This is a genomic window from Bacillus sp. FSL M8-0025, assembly GCF_037975475.1.
GTDB lineage: Bacteria > Bacillota > Bacilli > Bacillales > Bacillaceae > Bacillus > Bacillus subtilis.
Window position 1 is genome coordinate 3,946,231 of the sequence record NZ_CP150258.1, and the last position, 16,814, is coordinate 3,963,044.

The following is a 16,814-nucleotide window of genomic DNA, read 5'->3' on the forward strand; positions in this document are numbered from 1 at the left end:
AATCATTAGACAGATCTTAGATATATGTACGGTAACGTATAGATGGTTCACCGTTGTCTTTCTTACAGAAAAGGTACCACCTTATAATAGGTCCGAGAAAAGAAGAAAGCAAATGAGGGGGATTTTACAATGGAACAGCAAGTAAAGGACGACATCCAGCGTGTCTTTCAGCTTCAGAAAAAACAGCAAAAAGCCTTGCGCGCTTCAACAGCGGAACAGCGGAGAGAAAAGCTTCAACGCTTTTTAGATTCCGTCATCGCCCATGAAGAAGAAATCATCGAAGCGATCCGCAAAGACGTCCGCAAACCATATCACGAAGTCAAAAAAGCGGAAATCGAAGGAACAAAAAAAGCGATCAGAGATAATATGAATAACCTGGAACAATGGATGGCGCCTAAAGAAGTCGGTTCATCGTTAAGCCCTGACGCAAACGGAATTCTTATGTACGAGCCTAAAGGCGTCACACTCATCCTCGGCCCGTGGAACTATCCGTTTATGCTGACGATGGCGCCGCTTGCCGCTTCTCTCGCAGCCGGAAACAGCGCGATTGTGAAGCTGTCCGATTTCACGATGAACACGAGCAACATTGCCGCTAAAGTGATAAGAGACGCTTTTGATGAAAAAGAAGTCGCGATTTTTGAAGGAGAGGTTGAGGTGGCAACCGAACTACTTGATCAGCCGTTCGACCATATTTTCTTCACTGGAAGCACAAATGTCGGGAAAATTGTCATGACAGCGGCTGCCAAACACTTGGCATCTGTCACACTTGAGCTTGGCGGCAAGAGCCCGACGATCATTGACAGTGAATACGATCTGATGGACGCAGCGAAAAAGATCGCCGTCGGGAAATTCGTAAACGCCGGCCAAACCTGCATCGCACCTGATTACCTGTTCATTAAAAAAGACGTTCAGGACAGGTTCGCGGGGATTTTACAAACAGTCGTCAACGCTGGATTTATGGAGGATGATCATACCCCAGACCGCAGCAAATTTACGCAGATCGTCAATGACCGCAACTTCAACCGCGTCAAAGATCTGTTCGACGATGCCATCGAAAAAGGGGCGGAAGTGGTGTTCGGCGGCGTATTTGATGCCAGCGACCGCACGATCTCGCCAACCGTTTTGAAAAACGTCACGCCTGACATGAAAATCATGCAGGAGGAAATCTTCGCACCGATTCTGCCAATGATGAACTATGAAGACATCGACGAGGTCATCGATTACGTAAATGACCGCGATAAACCGCTTGCACTTTATGTGTTCAGCAAAAACCAAGATCTGATTGACAACGTCCTTCAGCACACGACATCAGGAAATGCGGCCATCAATGATGTCGTCGTCCATTTCAGTGACGTCAACCTGCCATTCGGCGGCGTCAACACAAGCGGAATCGGCTCCTATCATGGGGTATACGGATTCAAAGAGTTTTCTCATGAGAAGGGTGTCTTTATTCAGGCCTCTAAATAATCGTAATGAAGAGAATCTGCATCATCTTGCAGGTTCTTTTTTTATCTTTATATCACCTAAATAAAGAGATTAAAAGTGATAAAATACCATTTTTACTACGAGACCAAATTCCTCTAGTCTATCTCATTGAAACCCTGCAGCCCCTAACGTATAATATCCCAGAAAACTTCAAAGGAAAGAATATTATACATGGAAAAACCAGCAGGATTTTGGATTCGGGCAGCCGCCTCGATTATTGATGTATTTATTATAGCTATATTCTCTTTCATTATGATTTTCATTAACACCTTCATTGTGTTGCCACTCATTGATGCAGCAGGTACACACATGTCAGAAGCCCAATATGAGTTTTTCATGTTGATCATTGGCACAATCCCTGTTTTGGCCATCATATTTATTTTCGCTATTCTTTACTATAGCTTGCTGACTTCCTCAAACATGCAAGCAGCATTGGGAAAAAAACTCATGGGCATCATCGTTGTCAATCAGTATAGCGAGCGTATTTCTTTTTGGCACAGCTTCGGCCGTTTCTTCGCTTACACATTATCTAAGATCTTATATCTCGGTTTTATCATGGCGGCCTTTCCCTCTAAACTGGCATTACATGATTATATTTGCGGGACAAAGGTTGTCTATAAAAATAAATATCTTGATTGATCAAAAAAACAGGCTGCCGAGTTAACCTCGCCAGCCTGTTTTACTATTTCCCAAAAGCCATCAGCTTCGTATAACTTCCAATATAAAGCGTTCCGTCCTCAGCGAGCTGAGGAGAAGACACGACGTTGCTGTCGGTTTGATAGTTCCATAATTCATTGCCGTTTGCGTCTGCCGCATAAACCTTCATATCATCTGACCCGAAATAAACCGTTCCCTTCGCGTCAATCAGCGGCGCCGTTCTGACAGGGCCGTCTGTGTAGAATGACCAGTTCATATCCCCGTTTTTGCTGATGGAAAACAGCTCGCCGCTTCCTGAGCCGATGTAGATATTGCCATTATGATCAATCGCAGGAGATGAGCTGGAGAACCCGTTTAGCGGGAATGTCCATTTCAAACTGCCTGTTGATGTATAAGCATACAGCTGTCCATCTTGGTTGCCGGCATAAATGTTTCCGTCCTTATCAATCACCGGATATCCTTTAAACGCATTTGACGTCGTTCTGGACCATTTCACCTGTCCGGTTCCGGAGTTGATCGCATAAAACACGTAATTATATGTGCCGACATACACGGTGCCGTTTTTGGCAAGCACCGGCACAGAGCTGACGACACCATTTGTTTTCAACTTCCAGCGCTCTGTCCAGGTTGATTTTGACGTCGGTTTGATCGCGTGAACATAATTATCAAGTGTTGAGAAATACAACGTCCCGTCTGAACCGATCACCGTTTCAGAGCTTGGCCCGCCGCTTAACGGAACCGTTGTTAAAATTTCTCCCGTTTCTTTGTCAATAAAATAAATCTTTTTGTCATAGGATGCCAAATAGATAACGCCGTTGGTCCCAAGTACAGGAGATTGCGTATATGTTTTTCCAAGATTGCCCGTCACCCATTTGACTGAGCCGTCTGGATTAAAGGCTTTCATTTCCCCGTCTCTGGAATGAAGATATACTGTGCCGTCTCCGTCAATCACAGCCCCCGCTCCATTTTGCGGAGTCGTTCTGATGTCGTTTTGCCATTTCAGCGTCCCGTCTGTATTTCCGGCGAACCGGCTTTCGCGTGACCAGTTAAACATGGCAGGCGCCATCGCTTGTACATCATATCTTCCTGTCAAAAAGCCAGATGCTCCATTATTTTGAGAAAACACCGTTTCCGCCGCATAAGCAGCTGTCGGCTGAAGCACTTTGACAGCGGGCACATCAGAAACAGCGCCGGCCGAAACAGCCGCCGCCACCGCAGCTCCCGCAATCAAAGCTTTCATACGAAATGACTTGACCATCATTGAGACCCCCATTATATGTAACTTCTAATTTGTGACCATCATAACATATTCATCCATTTTATAAATCTATTTCACAAAAACATCACAAACTAGAAAACTATGTAAGAGTATTCACGGACGTTTTTTCAGCACCCGGCCGAAATGCAGCCACAAACCAAATGACGTTGACAGCTGCCGCAGCGAGACTAATTCCGAAAACAAAGATCACCTCAGAAAGCAGATGGTCACTAAAGAAACTAAACATTAAGATAAAACCGGCCGAAGACAAATGAATCAAAAGCCCGAAGCCGCAAAGCACCGCCATGACATACCTCATTGCATCGACTCCGAGCATATAAACGAGAAATGGAATGAAATACAATACAAGGATCATACCGACAGCTGACCACATGCCAACCGAATTAAACTGATTGGCCGCCGCTCCCGTTCCGGCCAGCGGCGAAAGTGAAGCCGCCACAATCACAGCGCAAAAAAGAAACGCAGAAATGGTTGTCATGATCGCCACGCTATTTTTTTTAGACATCAAACTCCTCCTTTAATAGAAATATTAACCTTTTTTATTATAAGTAAGTTGAATGTTATATTCATTATATTTTTTAAAAAAATCCAGAACATACAGAAATGATGTGATTCTTTCTAGTATATTTATATAGTAAAAAACAAAGGATAAAAGACTCATTTTTCTGTAATATCAGGATTTTATCACCATATCATATTGCATGCACTTGTTTTTCAAAGTATACTATTCCAGATTAATTCAGAGGAGAGAGAAAAATACATGGAAAAACCAGCAGGATTTTGGATTCGTTTTTTAGCTTATTTTATCGATGGCATTATTGTATCTATTCCTAGTTATATTATTCTATTTTTGATCAATTCTGTTTTTGTAGCTGGGGCTGTGGCAACAAACCCTTACATGACGGAAGAAGAGTATTTAGTGAAATACATGACGCTTGCATTTTTGCCTACTATGCTGATCATGATCGTCATCAGTGTGTTATATTACGGGCTGCTCACAGCTTCTAAAATGCAGGGCACACTCGGCAAAAAAATTCTTGGCTTGAAGGTGGTCAATGAACAAGGTGAACGGGTTTCTGTCGGGCAGGCAATTGGCCGTTACTTTGCCTATATCTTATCTGGAATCATCTTTTATATTGGGTTTATCATGATCGCCTTTGGAGAGAAAAAAGGCCTGCATGACATCATTTGCAAAACACGTGTCGTGTATAAATAATAGAAAAAAGTCTAGACGCCAATAGGCGTCTAGACTTTTGTTTTCTTTACAATAGGCTGCCACGACAGATACGTAGCGCTTCTCCACAGCCACTCAAACGGCCCCATCCGAAAGACACGAAGCCAAAGGTGGCTGAAGACCATTTGAACGGCACAAACAGCAATTGTAATGAGCACACCCGCAGCAGGGTACACTTTTCCATACAGGCCCAAGCCGTAATGATAAAAAATCCAAGTACACACAATAGACTGCATCAAATAATTGGTAAATGCCATCCTCCCAACAGCGGAGAATGATTGCAGCACTGTTCTCACTCTTGTTTTATGATAAAGATAGACAACCGTTGTAACATAGAAAAACATGAGGAAAGGCGCGCCAATCAGCAAACATATTTCTTTATCCGTTACATTGTACAGCACCTGGGCGCCGATGCCGATGACAAGCCCAGCCATCCATAATCGTTTTAATCCTTTGCGATGCTTTTCCGGTTCATGCAAATACCGTGATTTTGCTGCCGCAGCTCCCAGCAAAAACATGCTGAAATATGGAATGGATGCAAAGAAAAAGTTGAGCGGATTATACGTAAGCATGCCATTCGAAGACATGTAAACAAGACGGTCATGGATCCGCTGTTCTGCAATGTCCTTCAGGCTGCCGCTTCCATAAACATGCATCGCTTGCTTTGCCTGCTGTGTTACGGCTTGTACCCATTCCTGTCCATTTGATTGATCAAAACTTGTCAACATGAACGGAATGGAAAACAGAAGATACAAAGAGACCGCCCATATCAGCAGTGTTTTCGGCTTTGCTTTTCGAAACAAGAGCAGGACAAAACCGAGCAAGGCATATTCTGTTAAAATATCCCCGTCCCATATCAAAAAGGCATGAATCGTTCCAAACAAGAGAAGCGCCATTAACCTTCTCACATATAACGGAACAAACCGTTTCCCTTTGTTTTCTGCTCTCTCCATCATGACAACCATGCCAAATCCAAATAAAAAGGAAAACAATAAAATACATTTTGTTTGAATGAAGAATTTCAGTATGTCTGCGGCGGCAAAATCAGCTTCAGACCACTTATCCATGAAAAAATTCTCTTTTCCAAGCATAGACAAATACATATCCGGATAACTGAAATGTGCCAGATTGACAAATAAGATGCCGAAAATCGCCATTCCTCTCAGCACATCAAGCACACCGATCCGCTCATTTGTTAAAGTCGGCTGTAATGAAGACATAGCCATCACGCTCCTTTTTTCTGTACCTTAAGGGTATGAAAAAATGAAGCGCGGAAACATCGATTTAGGTGTCAGGCCGGCATGAAAACCTTACAATCTTGTCATCTTTATGGTTTCATCATCTTTAAATCTAATGCTTCGATATTCTGCAAAACGCGATCAAAACGCAAAGCCTGAGGCTCACATGGGAAGATGTGGCCTTCATACGGGTCGCCTAACGTCCGGAAAAACGGTTCAAATAAACCAGGAACCAATACGCCCACCATCTTTGTATAGTGAGAATCAAGGCGATAGGAGTGAACGGTATTTGCAGGGACATGCAGGAAATCTCCCGGATTCAGCTGAATTTCCTGGCCATCTGCCCACATCGTCATCTGACCTTCAAGGCAATAAAATGTTTCTGTATGATGTTCATGGTAGTGATCAACGATTCGGTCACCTTTAGGGCCTTCAGAGGATACGACGATAAACTGGCCATCTGTATTTTTTTGTGCAGCCACAATGCGGTGAAGCTGATCTCCAGTCAACAGGCGATCTCCTTCTCCAGATTCAAGAACGTATGGAACCGCTCCATCTGGCAGCTCTGTAAGTTCCGCTAATTTGGTCGAACATGCAGGCTTTCCTTCATCTAGAAATACAATGTCCGCTACAGCGGCTGCTTCTGCAAATCGCTCGTTTGAGACTTCTTCGCTTGCGTACGGCGGATGTTCAGCGTGATCATACGGATTCCCAATAACGGAATACAAGTGCGCTACGTTTCCTTTCATCGTGTAAGATACCAGTCTTGTTCTGTGGCTCTGCATCCGGTAGCTGTGCGGTGTTCCCGCCGGAATGTTCGCATAATCACCTGATATTAATAAATAGCGTTCACCATCAAGTGTCAGTTCCAGTTTCCCGTCCAAAACGAGAATTCCTTCATGTGTGTCCTTGTGGACGTGAAGCGGAAAGGCATCTCCTTTCCCCCCGGAAAGAAGCACGATCTCAAACAAATCATCTGTGCTCCTCCCATTCGCCATCACCGTGGCAACCTGTCTGCCGAACAGATAGCGCTCGCCTTCTCCGCTCCGGAGCAAATAAGGCATTTTTTCTTTAGGCAATGAATGTGTACATAATGTTTTCATATTATCGCTTCCTCCAATTTAGACCAGTCTATATATTATCATTTATTTGTCTAGACCGTTCTATATAATTGTAGAAGAAAGGATAACAAAATGCTACCCTTTTTTTCTCACCAGCACTGGTATTTGTTCGGCAATGAGAAGAAGAGGCGTTTTGTCTTTATTCGTTAACGAAAGCATGATGCCGCCCTCAATCATCGAATTAATCAGCGTTCCAAGCTGATTTGCTTCTTCTTCTGCAAATCCGTTTTCCATTAATTTTCTGGCAAAAACCGCTTCCCAGCTTTTAAACACCTTCATGCAAACCGTCCGCAGCGGTTCACTGATTAACGCTGTCTCACTCGCCAGCAAACCGACTGGAATACCTTTAATGCTTTCTGTGTTATCAAATTGGCTGGCTGTTTTTTTGATAAAAAGCTGAATCGCTTCTGTTGGATCAGAGGATTCATCCATGCTTTTCTGTATCAGATGTTCAACGATCTTACCTGTATATGTAACCGCTTCAATTGCTAGTTCTTCTTTGCCCTTCGGAAAAAAGTGATAAAGCGATCCCTTAGGAGCACCGCTTTCTTTTACAATCTGGTTCAAACCTGTCGCGTGATATCCTTGCAGCTGGAACAGACGTGACGCCGTGTGAAGGATTTTTTCACGTGAATCTCCTCTGCTAGTCATTAAAACATTCCCTCCTAGGTATGGTAGAGCGACTTATATAATATAAAAAAGAACCCTGTGATTGTCAAAAGGGGTAAGACCCTCCCGGATGGGGTAATGTACAAAAACAGCGTCTAGGAGGGATCTCTCAATGACAATCGATCATTCAGTCACGAATACAGAACAGCTTGAACGACAAAACCCAGCCGTAAAAACAAAGCTCAAACTGAAAAAGCTTAAGGATCAGGTGATCGTCATTACCGGCGCTTCAAGCGGAATCGGACTTGTCACGGCGCGAATGGCAGCTGAAAAAGGCGCAAAGGTCGTGGCAGCAGCGCGAAATGAAGACGCGCTGAAGGAGCTCACTGATGAACTAAAGGAAAAAGGGCACGACGCCATATGGGTAAAGGCGGATGTCGGAAAAGAAGAGGACGTCAACCGCATCGCAGAAACCGCGATCAGCACATTCGGCCGCTTTGACACATGGGTCAACAATGCGGCCGTCTCGACTTTCGGACATGCCATGGACGTCACCGTCGAAGACATGAAGCGCATGTTCGACACAAATTTCTGGGGACCTGTTTACGGAACAAGAGCGGCTGTCAAACACTACACCGGCAGAGGTGTGCCGGGCGCACTCATTAATGTAGGAAGCCTGTTCGGAGACAGGGGAACGGTCATTCAATCCACATATGCGTCTGCCAAATTTGCGCTTCACGGCTGGACGGAAAGCATCCGAATGGAGCTCGAAAAGGAACAGGCGCCCGTCTCGGTAACGCTCATCCACCCGGGCAGAATCGACACACCTTATAACGAGCATGCGCACAGCTATCTCGACAAACAGCCGGCTCATTACCGCTCCATGATCTATCCGCCGGAAGCAGTCGCCGAAGCGATCCTGTTTGCCGCCGAACACCCTAAGCGCGACATGTACATCGGCTCACAGGCCAAAGCCATCGCCATGCTGGGCGCGCTTTTTCCTCGTCTGACCGACAGACTGATGGAAAAAATCATGTATCACAGCCAGCATGCCGAAAGACCGTCCAAACCGCGAGAAGAAAGCGCTCTTTATGATGAGGGCTGCGGTATGCATGACAGAGGCACAAATAAAGGATGGATGAGGTCAAGAAGCTACTACACAAAAGCGACGAAGCGCCCAATTGTATCGGCGGCTGTTGTTGCCGGACTAGTGGCTTGGGCTGCCGCCAAACGATGCAGATAATCTCTGACCATAAGAAAAACCCATGCTGTTCCAGCGAACCATGGGTTTTTCAGCTGTTAATCGATAAAAGCCTTGTTCATACGCTGCAGCAGCTCGCCAAACATCTCTTTTTCCTGTGTTGACCATTCTTTCAGCATCTGTTCATAACGTTCAAGGCGCTTTTGCTGATCGGCTTTTAATAGTTGTTTGCCGAGTTTTGTAATAGTAAACAGGCTGACTCTCCCATCAGATGGGTCTGAGAAACGATAGATGAGCTCCTTTGCCTCTAATGCAGCTGCTTGTCTTGAAAGAGTAGAAATATCAAGCTTAAACGATTCTGCCAATTCCTTAACACGAGCAGGCCCAAACTCATCCAATTGTCTCAGTAATAAGTACGAAGATCTCTCCAAATTCCCTGTTCTTTTCTCTGATTGATCCAGATAAACAGCTCTCCTGATAAAAGTCGTGAGCTCATATTCAATTAATTCAACTGGATTTTGATTTTGCAATCGCTCTCGCTCCCTATTCCAATCTCCGGCATTGACAACATCATATATACTTGTATAATACAAATGTACATTAACTGAATAAATACAAGTCGTTATATGACTAAATCAATCATTATACTTGTATAGTACAATCATATAAAAAGAAAGTAAAGCGATTCCTCAGAACCATCCTAGAAGCAAGCACCAGAAAGGAGGAAGCTGTTCTGATTGGAGAGCAGCACTTGATGTGAAAGTCATACGAATTATCTTGCAAGTGTTGATATTATATGTATTTTTTATGATCGGGGAAGCCATTCAGCATCTGTTTCATTTACCCGTGTCAGGAAGCATCGTTGGATTGGTATTGCTTCTGATCTGCTTGGGCCTCCGTATTGTTCCCGTCTCCATCATTGAAGACGGAGCAGGGTTTTTATTATCCTTCCTTCCATTGTTGTTCATCCCGGCAATGACAGGAGTGATAAACTATCCGTCTCTCATTTCATTCAATGGCCTGATGCTGCTGATTACAGTCGTTCTGAGCACCATCGTCACGATCATTGCGGCTGGATTCGCCAGCCAGCTATTAGAGAAAAAAGCAAAAAAACGGGAGGAGAAAGAGAAATGCAGCAAGCATGTATCGCGATCATTATAATTCTTTTAACAGTTGCCGCTTATTTAGCGATGGTCAAACTCTATAAGCGATTCCCGCTTCCATTTCTGATCCCCGTTCTGACAACGACCATTTTGATTGTAGCGGTTTTGATGATGTTCCATGTTTCCTATGAAGGCTATATGATCGGGGGGAAATGGATCAATTCTTTGCTTGGGCCGGCTGTCGTGGCACTGGCCTATCCGCTTTATAAACAATGGCATATCATTGTCAAACATTGTGTTCCCATTTTAGGCGGCGTCCTGGTCGGATTATGCATGGGAATGATCAGCGGGCTGATCTTCGCAGAAGCATTCGGGATTGATCATGATCTCTTATTATCCATTCTGCCAAAGTCGATCACAACCCCTGTCGCTATTCAGATCGCCGCCGGTCTTGGCGGCGTCCCTTCCATGACAGTCGTATTTGTCATGATTGCGGGCTTTTCAGGCGTCATCCTCGGGCCGCTTTTCCTAAAATGGCTTCGCATACGCAGTTCCCTTGGACAAGGCATTGCATTAGGCAGCGCCTCCCATGCACTGGGCACCTCCAAAGCATTGGAATATGGGGAATTGGCCGTATCCATGAGTTCCGTATCCATGACGCTTTGTGCGGTGCTCGGCTCATTCTTCGGCCCGCTCGTCGTCTGGCTGTTTCATATTTAACAAAGAAAGACTGCCCCGGGGGAGGGCAGTCTTTTTCGTTTAAGAAGCAAAAAAATCAATCAGCGGCTGAAAGTCCTTAGATAAATCAACGTCATTCGGTTCTGCTTGAAGCAGGCGGTCAATCATACGCTCCAGTTCCTCAATATGATGTTGATCTGTGTATTCAATGAAGTTTAAGCTTTCAAGCCAATCCCGGTATGAATGTTTGGCTTTGCCATAGCTGTTTCCAAAGACAAGGCAAGGTGTTTTGGTGATAATCGAGAAAATCATCGCGTGAAGGCGGTCGGTAATCACCAATTTACTGGAGCCGATGCGGTCCAGCATCTCCATAAAATGCTTTTCACGATCAGCGTAATCGATGGTGTCTAACGTATCCAGCACCGTATCGGTACGCTCTGTGTAAGTTGTTTTTTCTGCCCATTGCTTCATCTGTGAAATAAAATCTTCGTCAGTCACTTTCTCCTTATCCGCTCTTAAAATAAAGAGAACGCCGTCCCGCTCGAGCTCTCGCGGCACAATATCCAAGGAAAGCACCATGTCCGGTGTAAAGATCACATTGGAGTTGAAGGTCTCTTTCACAACATCCAGTGTTTGCGTCTCACGCGCAGCAATCGTTAAGTTTGTATTTTGATGGTACGCATCCTGTGTTTTTTTCTTTTCCTTCTGTCCTTCCTCTGTATCCTCAAAATAAACGGATTGTGGCAGAGAAATTGATTTGTAGTCTTTAAACGCCGAAAAGACCTTTCTTCTGTCTTCCTCAATATCGAGATAAAGGTTTCCTAAGTTCCCTCCGCCTGTAAAGCAGACAATATCGTCTTCACGAATGATCTCCTTCACCAGTTCAATGCCCTCATCCGTCGCATAATCCATAATCTCAATGTATTCATAATACGGAAAATGATTTTTGATAAATTTCTCTTCCGCATACGCAATCGCTTGGTCTCCAATGTTTGTGTAACTAGGGGAACCAAACAAAAATACTTTTCGTTTATCATTTAACAGAACTTCCGGCTCCACATTTGGCGCAATGCCTTTTACTAGTTTTTTGCCTTTGATTTCTTGTACAGTCATATCTGCGTCCTCCTTCTGGGATGAATTCCTCATTGTGTGTTAACTGTCTCTACCCAAAAAGAAGGATGGCTATGCATTGGCATGTGCATCGGCTATATCAGAAACATCGTTTTCGCCAATTTGATAGACGCTGCAATGTCCCGCGCCGTTCTTTCCATATATTCCGCGGCATGTTCAAACGCATCTTCTAGCGGCACGGCTCCGGGGACGATGCTGAAAAGCGCATCGATTCCGTGTTGATAGACGGCATCACTGTCACGTGATACTGATCCCGCAATACCGATGACAGGCACATCGTATGATTTAGCCGCCTTGGCTACGCCGATCGGCGTTTTTCCATGAACCGTTTGGCTGTCGATCCGTCCCTCGCCGGTAATCACAAGATCTGCATCCTGAACGATACTTTCAAAATCAACCGCTTCAAGGACAATATCAATGCCTCTTTTCAGGTCAGCCTGAAAATAAGTCAGCAGGCTCCATCCAAGACCGCCCGCTGCACCGGCGCCCTCTGTATCTCGGAAGGTTGATCCGAGCTCTTTTTCTGCCATATCAGCGAAATGGCTTACGTTCTGTTCTAGTACATCCAGCATGTCGGCCGTCGCGCCTTTTTGCGGTCCGAAAACAGCCGTAGCACCCTTTGGTCCTGTTAACGGATTGTCCACGTCACAGGCAACTTCCAGTTTGACATTCCGCAATCTGGAATCAAGCCCGCTCACATCTATTGATGCAAGCTGAGATAACGCGCCGCCCCCCGGGCCAATCTCGCTGCCTGAGTTATCAAGAAGCCTTCCGCCCAATGCCTGAATCATCCCGGCTCCCCCGTCGTTCGTGGCGCTTCCGCCGATTCCGATGATCAAACGCTCCGCTCCTGCATCAAGAGCTGCCCCGATTAATTCTCCCGTTCCCCTTGTTGTAGTGATGAGCGGATTTCGCTTATCTACAGGCACCAGATGCAGCCCTGAAGCAGCAGCCATTTCAATCACAGCTGTTCTCCCATCTCCCATCATGCCAAAGAAAGCTCTCACCGGTTCCCCCAGCGGCCCTGTGACAACTTGCTCTATGATCCTTCCGTTGGTCGCATCGACCAGAGATTGAACGGTTCCCTCGCCGCCATCCGCCACCGGCAATTTTCTGTAATCAGCACCCGGAAAGACCGATTTGAAACCTCTTTCTATCGCTTCGGCTGCCTCCAGAGCTGATAAGCTTTCCTTAAAAGAATCAGGTGCAATGATGATTTTCATCCAAATCGCCTCTTTCAAAACATGATTCACTTATGCTAGTTATCTCCAATGTACCATATTCCATTTAGAAATAAATACCATAATGATTGGGAAAAATTTTATTAAAAATTAGAAATGAAAGTGTTTGCATAAAAGAAATATTCACGTTATCATACTTGTATACAAGTATACTTCTTGAGTGAGGAAGGTGAGTGTATGCTAGACTCCAAAGACCTGTTGTATCCCGCAAAATGGCTCTCAAAAGCGTCAACCGGGGTTCGTGTCGCATACGAGCTGAGAATGCGGATCGTTTCAGGCCTGATTGAAAGCGGTACCATTTTATCAGAAAATACAATCGCCGCAGAGTTTTCAGTAAGCCGTTCGCCGGTTCGCGAAGCGCTAAAAATACTCGCATCCGAAAAAATCATCCGCTTAGAACGAATGGGAGCGGTCGTAATTGGTTTAACTGAGAAGAAAATCGCGGAAATTTATGATGTGCGGTTACTATTAGAAACATTTGTCTTTGAACGGCTTGTCAAAATAGACATTGAGCCTTTAGTTAAGGATCTCAGCAAAATTCTTGAAATGATGAAAGTCTCAATCAAATATGAGGACGCTGACGAATTTTCATTTCAAGATGTGCTGTTCCATGAAACCATTATCCGAGCGATTGATCATTCATACATTCAGATGATCTGGAACAATCTAAAACCCGTCATGGAAAGCTTTATTCTTTTATCGATGCGGGTACGGTTAAAGGAAAAGTATGAAGACTTCACAAGGATTTTAGATAACCACGAGCTTTATATTCAAGCCATCAAAACAAAGGATAGGGCGCTGATGATTCAGTCTCTTCACCAAAACTTTGATGATGTGCAGGATAAGGTAGAAGACCTATGGCTCTCACAACAAATGCTGGCAAAAGGAGCTGAATACAACAATGACTAGTTATATGTTAGGAATCGATATCGGCACGACAAGCACAAAAGCTGTGCTGTTCAGTGAAAACGGAGATGTGGTACAGAAAGAAAGCATCGGCTACCCGCTCTATACACCGGACATCTCAACAGCTGAACAAAATCCGGAAGAGATATTTCAGGCAGTCATCCATACAACAGCGAGAATTACAAAACAGCATCCCGAAAAACGGATCTCTTTCATTTCGTTCAGCAGCGCCATGCACAGCGTCATTGCAATCGACGAAAATGACAAGCCGCTGACGCCATGCATCACATGGGCCGACAACAGAAGTGAAGGCTGGGCGCATAAGATCAAAGAGGAATTGAACGGACATGAGGTGTACAAACGGACGGGAACACCGATTCATCCGATGGCACCGTTAAGTAAAATTGCCTGGATCACGAATGAACGGAAAGAAATCGCTTCCAAGGCAAAAAAATATATCGGCATCAAAGAGTACATTTTTAAACAGCTGTTCAATGAGTATGTCATCGATTACTCCTTGGCATCAGCGACAGGCATGATGAACCTGAAGAGCTTGGATTGGGACGAAGAGGCACTGCGCATCGCAGGCATCACGCCGGATCACTTATCCAAACTCGTGCCGACAACCGAGATCTTTCAGCACTGCAGCCCGGAAATAGCGATCCAAATGGGAATCGATCCGGAAACGCCTTTTGTCATCGGCGCCAGCGACGGCGTGCTGTCCAACCTCGGCGTCAACGCCATTAAAAAGGGAGAAATCGCCGTCACCATCGGTACAAGCGGTGCCATCCGGACGATTATTGACAAGCCGCAAACCGATGAAAAAGGGAGAATTTTTTGCTATGCCTTGACGGACAAGCATTGGGTTATTGGGGGACCTGTGAACAATGGGGGCATCGTCCTTCGCTGGATCAGAGACGAGTTTGCCTCCTCCGAAATTGAAACAGCGACACGGCTGGGCATTGATCCATATGACGTGCTGACGAAAATTGCCCAACGCGTCAGACCCGGTTCTGACGGTCTGCTGTTCCACCCATATCTCGCCGGAGAACGCGCTCCGTTATGGAATCCGGATGTACGCGGCTCATTTTTCGGCCTGACCATGTCGCATAAGAAAGAGCATATGATACGCGCGGCATTGGAAGGCGTCATTTACAACCTGTACACGGTGTTCTTGGCGTTAACTGAATGCATGGATGGCCCGGTAACCCGCATCCAAGCGACAGGGGGTTTTGCAAGGTCAGAGGTTTGGCGCCAAATGATGTCTGATATCTTCGAATCAGAGGTTGTCGTTCCAGAAAGCTACGAAAGCTCATGTCTCGGCGCCTGCATTTTAGGCCTGTATGCAACAGGAAAAATTGACTCTTTCGACGCCGTGTCCGACATGATCGGCAGCACATACAGACATACGCCGATTGAAGACTCAGCCAAGGAATACAGAACATTAATGCCGATTTTCATCAATCTATCAAGATTATTAGAAAATCAATATACACAAATTGCAGATTATCAGAGGGGCTTAATCACACACAAATAGTACATGACATGAAGGGGAGGGCATTACCATGCCGTTAATCATCGTTGCACTTGGGATCTTAGCATTACTATTTCTGATTATGGGCTTAAAATTAAACACATTTATTTCCCTGCTGGTCGTATCGTTCGGCGTGGCACTGGCACTCGGGATGCCGTTCGATAAAGTTGTCAGCTCCATCGAAGCAGGAATAGGGGGAACTCTTGGCCACATCGCGCTCATCTTTGGACTCGGTGCGATGCTGGGCAAGCTGATCGCGGATTCAGGAGGCGCACAGCGCATTGCGATGACGCTCGTCAACAAATTCGGTGAGAAAAATATTCAATGGGCCGTTGTCATTGCCTCATTCATTATTGGGATTGCGTTATTTTTTGAAGTAGGACTGGTTCTATTAATTCCGATTGTCTTTGCGATTTCAAGAGAATTGAAGATTTCTATTTTATTTCTCGGAATCCCGATGGTCGCGGCACTATCCGTCACACACGGTTTCCTGCCGCCACACCCGGGACCTACGGCGATCGCCGGTGAGTATGGTGCAAACATTGGAGAAGTGCTGCTGTACGGCTTTATCGTTGCTGTTCCGACAGTGCTCATCGCAGGGCCGTTATTTACAAAGTTCGCGAAAAAAATCGTTCCTGCATCATTTGCGAAAAACGGCAATATTGCATCACTCGGCACACAAAAAACGTTTAACCTTGAAGAAACACCCGGCTTTGGAATCAGTGTCTTTACTGCAATGCTCCCGATTATCATCATGTCGGTCGCAACCATTATCGACCTGCTTCAAGAAACAATCGGGTTTGCAGATAACGGAGTTTTAGCTTTTATCAGATTGATTGGAAACGCATCGACTGCTATGATTATTTCGTTATTGGTCGCAGTCTATACAATGGGCATCAAGCGCAACATTCCAGTTAAAACCGTGATGGATTCTTGTTCAACTGCCATTTCACAAATTGGCATGATGCTTTTGATCATCGGAGGAGGCGGCGCCTTCAAACAAGTGCTGATCAACGGCGGTGTCGGCGATTACGTAGCAGACTTATTCAAAGGAACGGCATTATCGCCAATCATTCTGGCATGGCTCATCGCGGCGATCCTGCGCATTTCTCTAGGATCAGCGACTGTTGCCGCACTAAGCACAACAGGTCTGGTCATCCCGTTATTGGGCCATTCTGATGTTAACCTGGCGTTAGTCGTGCTCGCAACAGGTGCCGGAAGTGTCATCGCTTCACACGTCAATGATGCCGGCTTCTGGATGTTCAAGGAATACTTCGGATTAAGCATGAAAGAAACATTCGCCACATGGACATTGCTGGAAACCATTATTTCCGTTGCTGGACTGGGATTCATTTTATTGTTAAGTTTAGTTGTATGAAATTAAGAAGGAGCTGTAA

Annotated in this window: 17 protein-coding genes; 9 read left to right on the forward strand and 8 right to left on the reverse strand. The window is 45.2% G+C overall.

Going from position 1 to position 16,814, the window contains the following annotated elements; translation table 11 throughout:
• The first annotated feature begins 129 nt into the window (after positions 1-129).
• Positions 130-1,467: an aldehyde dehydrogenase family protein gene (locus MKX38_RS20375; protein ID WP_069837885.1), complete on the forward strand. Its 1,338-nt coding sequence runs from the start codon at positions 130-132 to the stop codon at positions 1,465-1,467.
• A gap of 189 nt (positions 1,468-1,656) precedes the next feature.
• Positions 1,657-2,124, forward strand: coding sequence for an RDD family protein (locus MKX38_RS20380; RefSeq protein WP_339188195.1), 468 nt, complete (start codon positions 1,657-1,659; stop codon positions 2,122-2,124).
• A gap of 43 nt (positions 2,125-2,167) precedes the next feature.
• Here the strand turns inward: MKX38_RS20380 and MKX38_RS20385 are convergent, their stop codons facing one another.
• The gene (locus MKX38_RS20385; RefSeq protein ID WP_339189488.1) at positions 2,168-3,400 is read right to left on the reverse strand and encodes a PQQ-binding-like beta-propeller repeat protein; all 1,233 of its coding nucleotides are present in this window, start codon (positions 3,398-3,400) and stop codon (positions 2,168-2,170) included.
• 100 nt (positions 3,401-3,500) lie between these two features.
• Complete coding sequence (locus MKX38_RS20390; RefSeq protein ID WP_024572867.1) at positions 3,501-3,926, reverse strand: DUF5391 family protein; 426 nt, start codon at positions 3,924-3,926, stop codon at positions 3,501-3,503.
• Positions 3,927-4,181: 255 nt separating this feature from the next.
• On the opposite strand from MKX38_RS20390, the gene MKX38_RS20395 reads away from it, so the two are divergent.
• Positions 4,182-4,637: an RDD family protein gene (locus MKX38_RS20395; RefSeq protein WP_283857079.1), complete on the forward strand. Its 456-nt coding sequence runs from the start codon at positions 4,182-4,184 to the stop codon at positions 4,635-4,637.
• Between the two features lie 29 nt (positions 4,638-4,666).
• Here MKX38_RS20395 and MKX38_RS20400 read toward each other — a convergent pair whose 3' ends face one another.
• The 3 genes from MKX38_RS20400 to yxaF all read right to left on the reverse strand — a co-directional run bounded on the left by MKX38_RS20400 (position 4,667) and on the right by yxaF (position 7,665).
• Positions 4,667-5,875 (reverse strand): DUF418 domain-containing protein, encoded by a 1,209-nt coding sequence (locus tag MKX38_RS20400; RefSeq protein WP_339188198.1) that lies wholly within the window; start codon positions 5,873-5,875, stop codon positions 4,667-4,669.
• Between the two features lie 107 nt (positions 5,876-5,982).
• Positions 5,983-6,996: a quercetin 2,3-dioxygenase gene (qdoI, locus tag MKX38_RS20405; RefSeq protein ID WP_339188200.1), complete on the reverse strand. Its 1,014-nt coding sequence runs from the start codon at positions 6,994-6,996 to the stop codon at positions 5,983-5,985.
• Between the two features lie 93 nt (positions 6,997-7,089).
• Positions 7,090-7,665, reverse strand: coding sequence for a transcriptional regulator YxaF (gene yxaF, locus MKX38_RS20410; RefSeq protein ID WP_101172316.1), 576 nt, complete (start codon positions 7,663-7,665; stop codon positions 7,090-7,092).
• A 130-nt stretch (positions 7,666-7,795) separates the two neighbouring features.
• Between yxaF and MKX38_RS20415 the strand changes: the two genes are divergently transcribed.
• Positions 7,796-8,866 carry an SDR family oxidoreductase gene (locus MKX38_RS20415; protein ID WP_339188202.1) on the forward strand — a complete coding sequence of 357 codons (1,071 nt, stop codon included), beginning with the start codon at positions 7,796-7,798 and terminating at the stop codon, positions 8,864-8,866.
• A 56-nt stretch (positions 8,867-8,922) separates the two neighbouring features.
• Here MKX38_RS20415 and MKX38_RS20420 read toward each other — a convergent pair whose 3' ends face one another.
• Complete coding sequence (locus tag MKX38_RS20420; RefSeq protein WP_003243994.1) at positions 8,923-9,354, reverse strand: MarR family transcriptional regulator; 432 nt, start codon at positions 9,352-9,354, stop codon at positions 8,923-8,925.
• 226 nt (positions 9,355-9,580) lie between these two features.
• On the opposite strand from MKX38_RS20420, the gene MKX38_RS20425 reads away from it, so the two are divergent.
• Positions 9,581-9,985 carry a CidA/LrgA family holin-like protein gene (locus tag MKX38_RS20425; RefSeq protein ID WP_009968420.1) on the forward strand — a complete coding sequence of 135 codons (405 nt, stop codon included), beginning with the start codon at positions 9,581-9,583 and terminating at the stop codon, positions 9,983-9,985.
• On the forward strand, positions 9,955-10,647 hold the full coding sequence (locus MKX38_RS20430) for an LrgB family protein (protein ID WP_014478506.1): 693 nt from the start codon (positions 9,955-9,957) through the stop codon (positions 10,645-10,647). Before MKX38_RS20425 ends, MKX38_RS20430 begins: the two co-directional genes overlap by 31 nt.
• Positions 10,648-10,686: 39 nt before the next feature.
• Here MKX38_RS20430 and MKX38_RS20435 read toward each other — a convergent pair whose 3' ends face one another.
• Complete coding sequence (locus tag MKX38_RS20435; protein ID WP_339188204.1) at positions 10,687-11,718, reverse strand: polysaccharide pyruvyl transferase family protein; 1,032 nt, start codon at positions 11,716-11,718, stop codon at positions 10,687-10,689.
• A 92-nt stretch (positions 11,719-11,810) separates the two neighbouring features.
• The gene (locus MKX38_RS20440) at positions 11,811-12,959 is read right to left on the reverse strand and encodes a glycerate kinase (protein ID WP_076457355.1); all 1,149 of its coding nucleotides are present in this window, start codon (positions 12,957-12,959) and stop codon (positions 11,811-11,813) included.
• A gap of 195 nt (positions 12,960-13,154) precedes the next feature.
• Between MKX38_RS20440 and gntR the strand changes: the two genes are divergently transcribed.
• From gntR to gntP, 3 genes are read left to right on the forward strand one after another with little or no spacing between them, the layout of a single operon-like run.
• On the forward strand, positions 13,155-13,886 hold the full coding sequence (gntR, locus tag MKX38_RS20445) for a gluconate operon transcriptional repressor GntR (RefSeq protein ID WP_003243132.1): 732 nt from the start codon (positions 13,155-13,157) through the stop codon (positions 13,884-13,886).
• On the forward strand, positions 13,879-15,420 hold the full coding sequence (gntK, locus tag MKX38_RS20450) for a gluconokinase (RefSeq protein WP_326131577.1): 1,542 nt from the start codon (positions 13,879-13,881) through the stop codon (positions 15,418-15,420). The genes gntR and gntK overlap by 8 nt, the downstream gene beginning before the upstream one ends.
• A 28-nt stretch (positions 15,421-15,448) precedes the next feature.
• Positions 15,449-16,795: a gluconate permease GntP gene (gene gntP / locus MKX38_RS20455; protein ID WP_003243139.1), complete on the forward strand. Its 1,347-nt coding sequence runs from the start codon at positions 15,449-15,451 to the stop codon at positions 16,793-16,795.
• Positions 16,796-16,814: the final 19 nt, after the last annotated feature.

Bases quoted from the DNA above. Each gene is read 5' to 3' on its own strand.
- MKX38_RS20390 (WP_024572867.1), bottom strand. From the start codon at position 3,926: ATGTCTAAAAAAAATAGCGTGGCGATCATGACAACCATTTCTGCGTTT.
- qdoI (WP_339188200.1), bottom strand. From the start codon at position 6,996: ATGAAAACATTATGTACACATTCATTGCCTAAAGAAAAAATGCCTTAT.
- MKX38_RS20415 (WP_339188202.1), top strand. From the start codon at position 7,796: ATGACAATCGATCATTCAGTCACGAATACAGAACAGCTTGAACGACAA.
- MKX38_RS20375 (WP_069837885.1), top strand. From the start codon at position 130: ATGGAACAGCAAGTAAAGGACGACATCCAGCGTGTCTTTCAGCTTCAG.
- MKX38_RS20385 (WP_339189488.1), bottom strand. From the start codon at position 3,400: ATGGTCAAGTCATTTCGTATGAAAGCTTTGATTGCGGGAGCTGCGGTG.
- MKX38_RS20400 (WP_339188198.1), bottom strand. From the start codon at position 5,875: ATGTCTTCATTACAGCCGACTTTAACAAATGAGCGGATCGGTGTGCTT.
- MKX38_RS20395 (WP_283857079.1), top strand. From the start codon at position 4,182: ATGGAAAAACCAGCAGGATTTTGGATTCGTTTTTTAGCTTATTTTATC.
- gntK (WP_326131577.1), top strand. From the start codon at position 13,879: ATGACTAGTTATATGTTAGGAATCGATATCGGCACGACAAGCACAAAA.
- MKX38_RS20380 (WP_339188195.1), top strand. From the start codon at position 1,657: ATGGAAAAACCAGCAGGATTTTGGATTCGGGCAGCCGCCTCGATTATT.
- MKX38_RS20440 (WP_076457355.1), bottom strand. From the start codon at position 12,959: ATGAAAATCATCATTGCACCTGATTCTTTTAAGGAAAGCTTATCAGCT.
- MKX38_RS20430 (WP_014478506.1), top strand. From the start codon at position 9,955: ATGCAGCAAGCATGTATCGCGATCATTATAATTCTTTTAACAGTTGCC.
- MKX38_RS20435 (WP_339188204.1), bottom strand. From the start codon at position 11,718: ATGACTGTACAAGAAATCAAAGGCAAAAAACTAGTAAAAGGCATTGCG.
- gntR (WP_003243132.1), top strand. From the start codon at position 13,155: ATGCTAGACTCCAAAGACCTGTTGTATCCCGCAAAATGGCTCTCAAAA.
- yxaF (WP_101172316.1), bottom strand. From the start codon at position 7,665: ATGACTAGCAGAGGAGATTCACGTGAAAAAATCCTTCACACGGCGTCA.
- gntP (WP_003243139.1), top strand. From the start codon at position 15,449: ATGCCGTTAATCATCGTTGCACTTGGGATCTTAGCATTACTATTTCTG.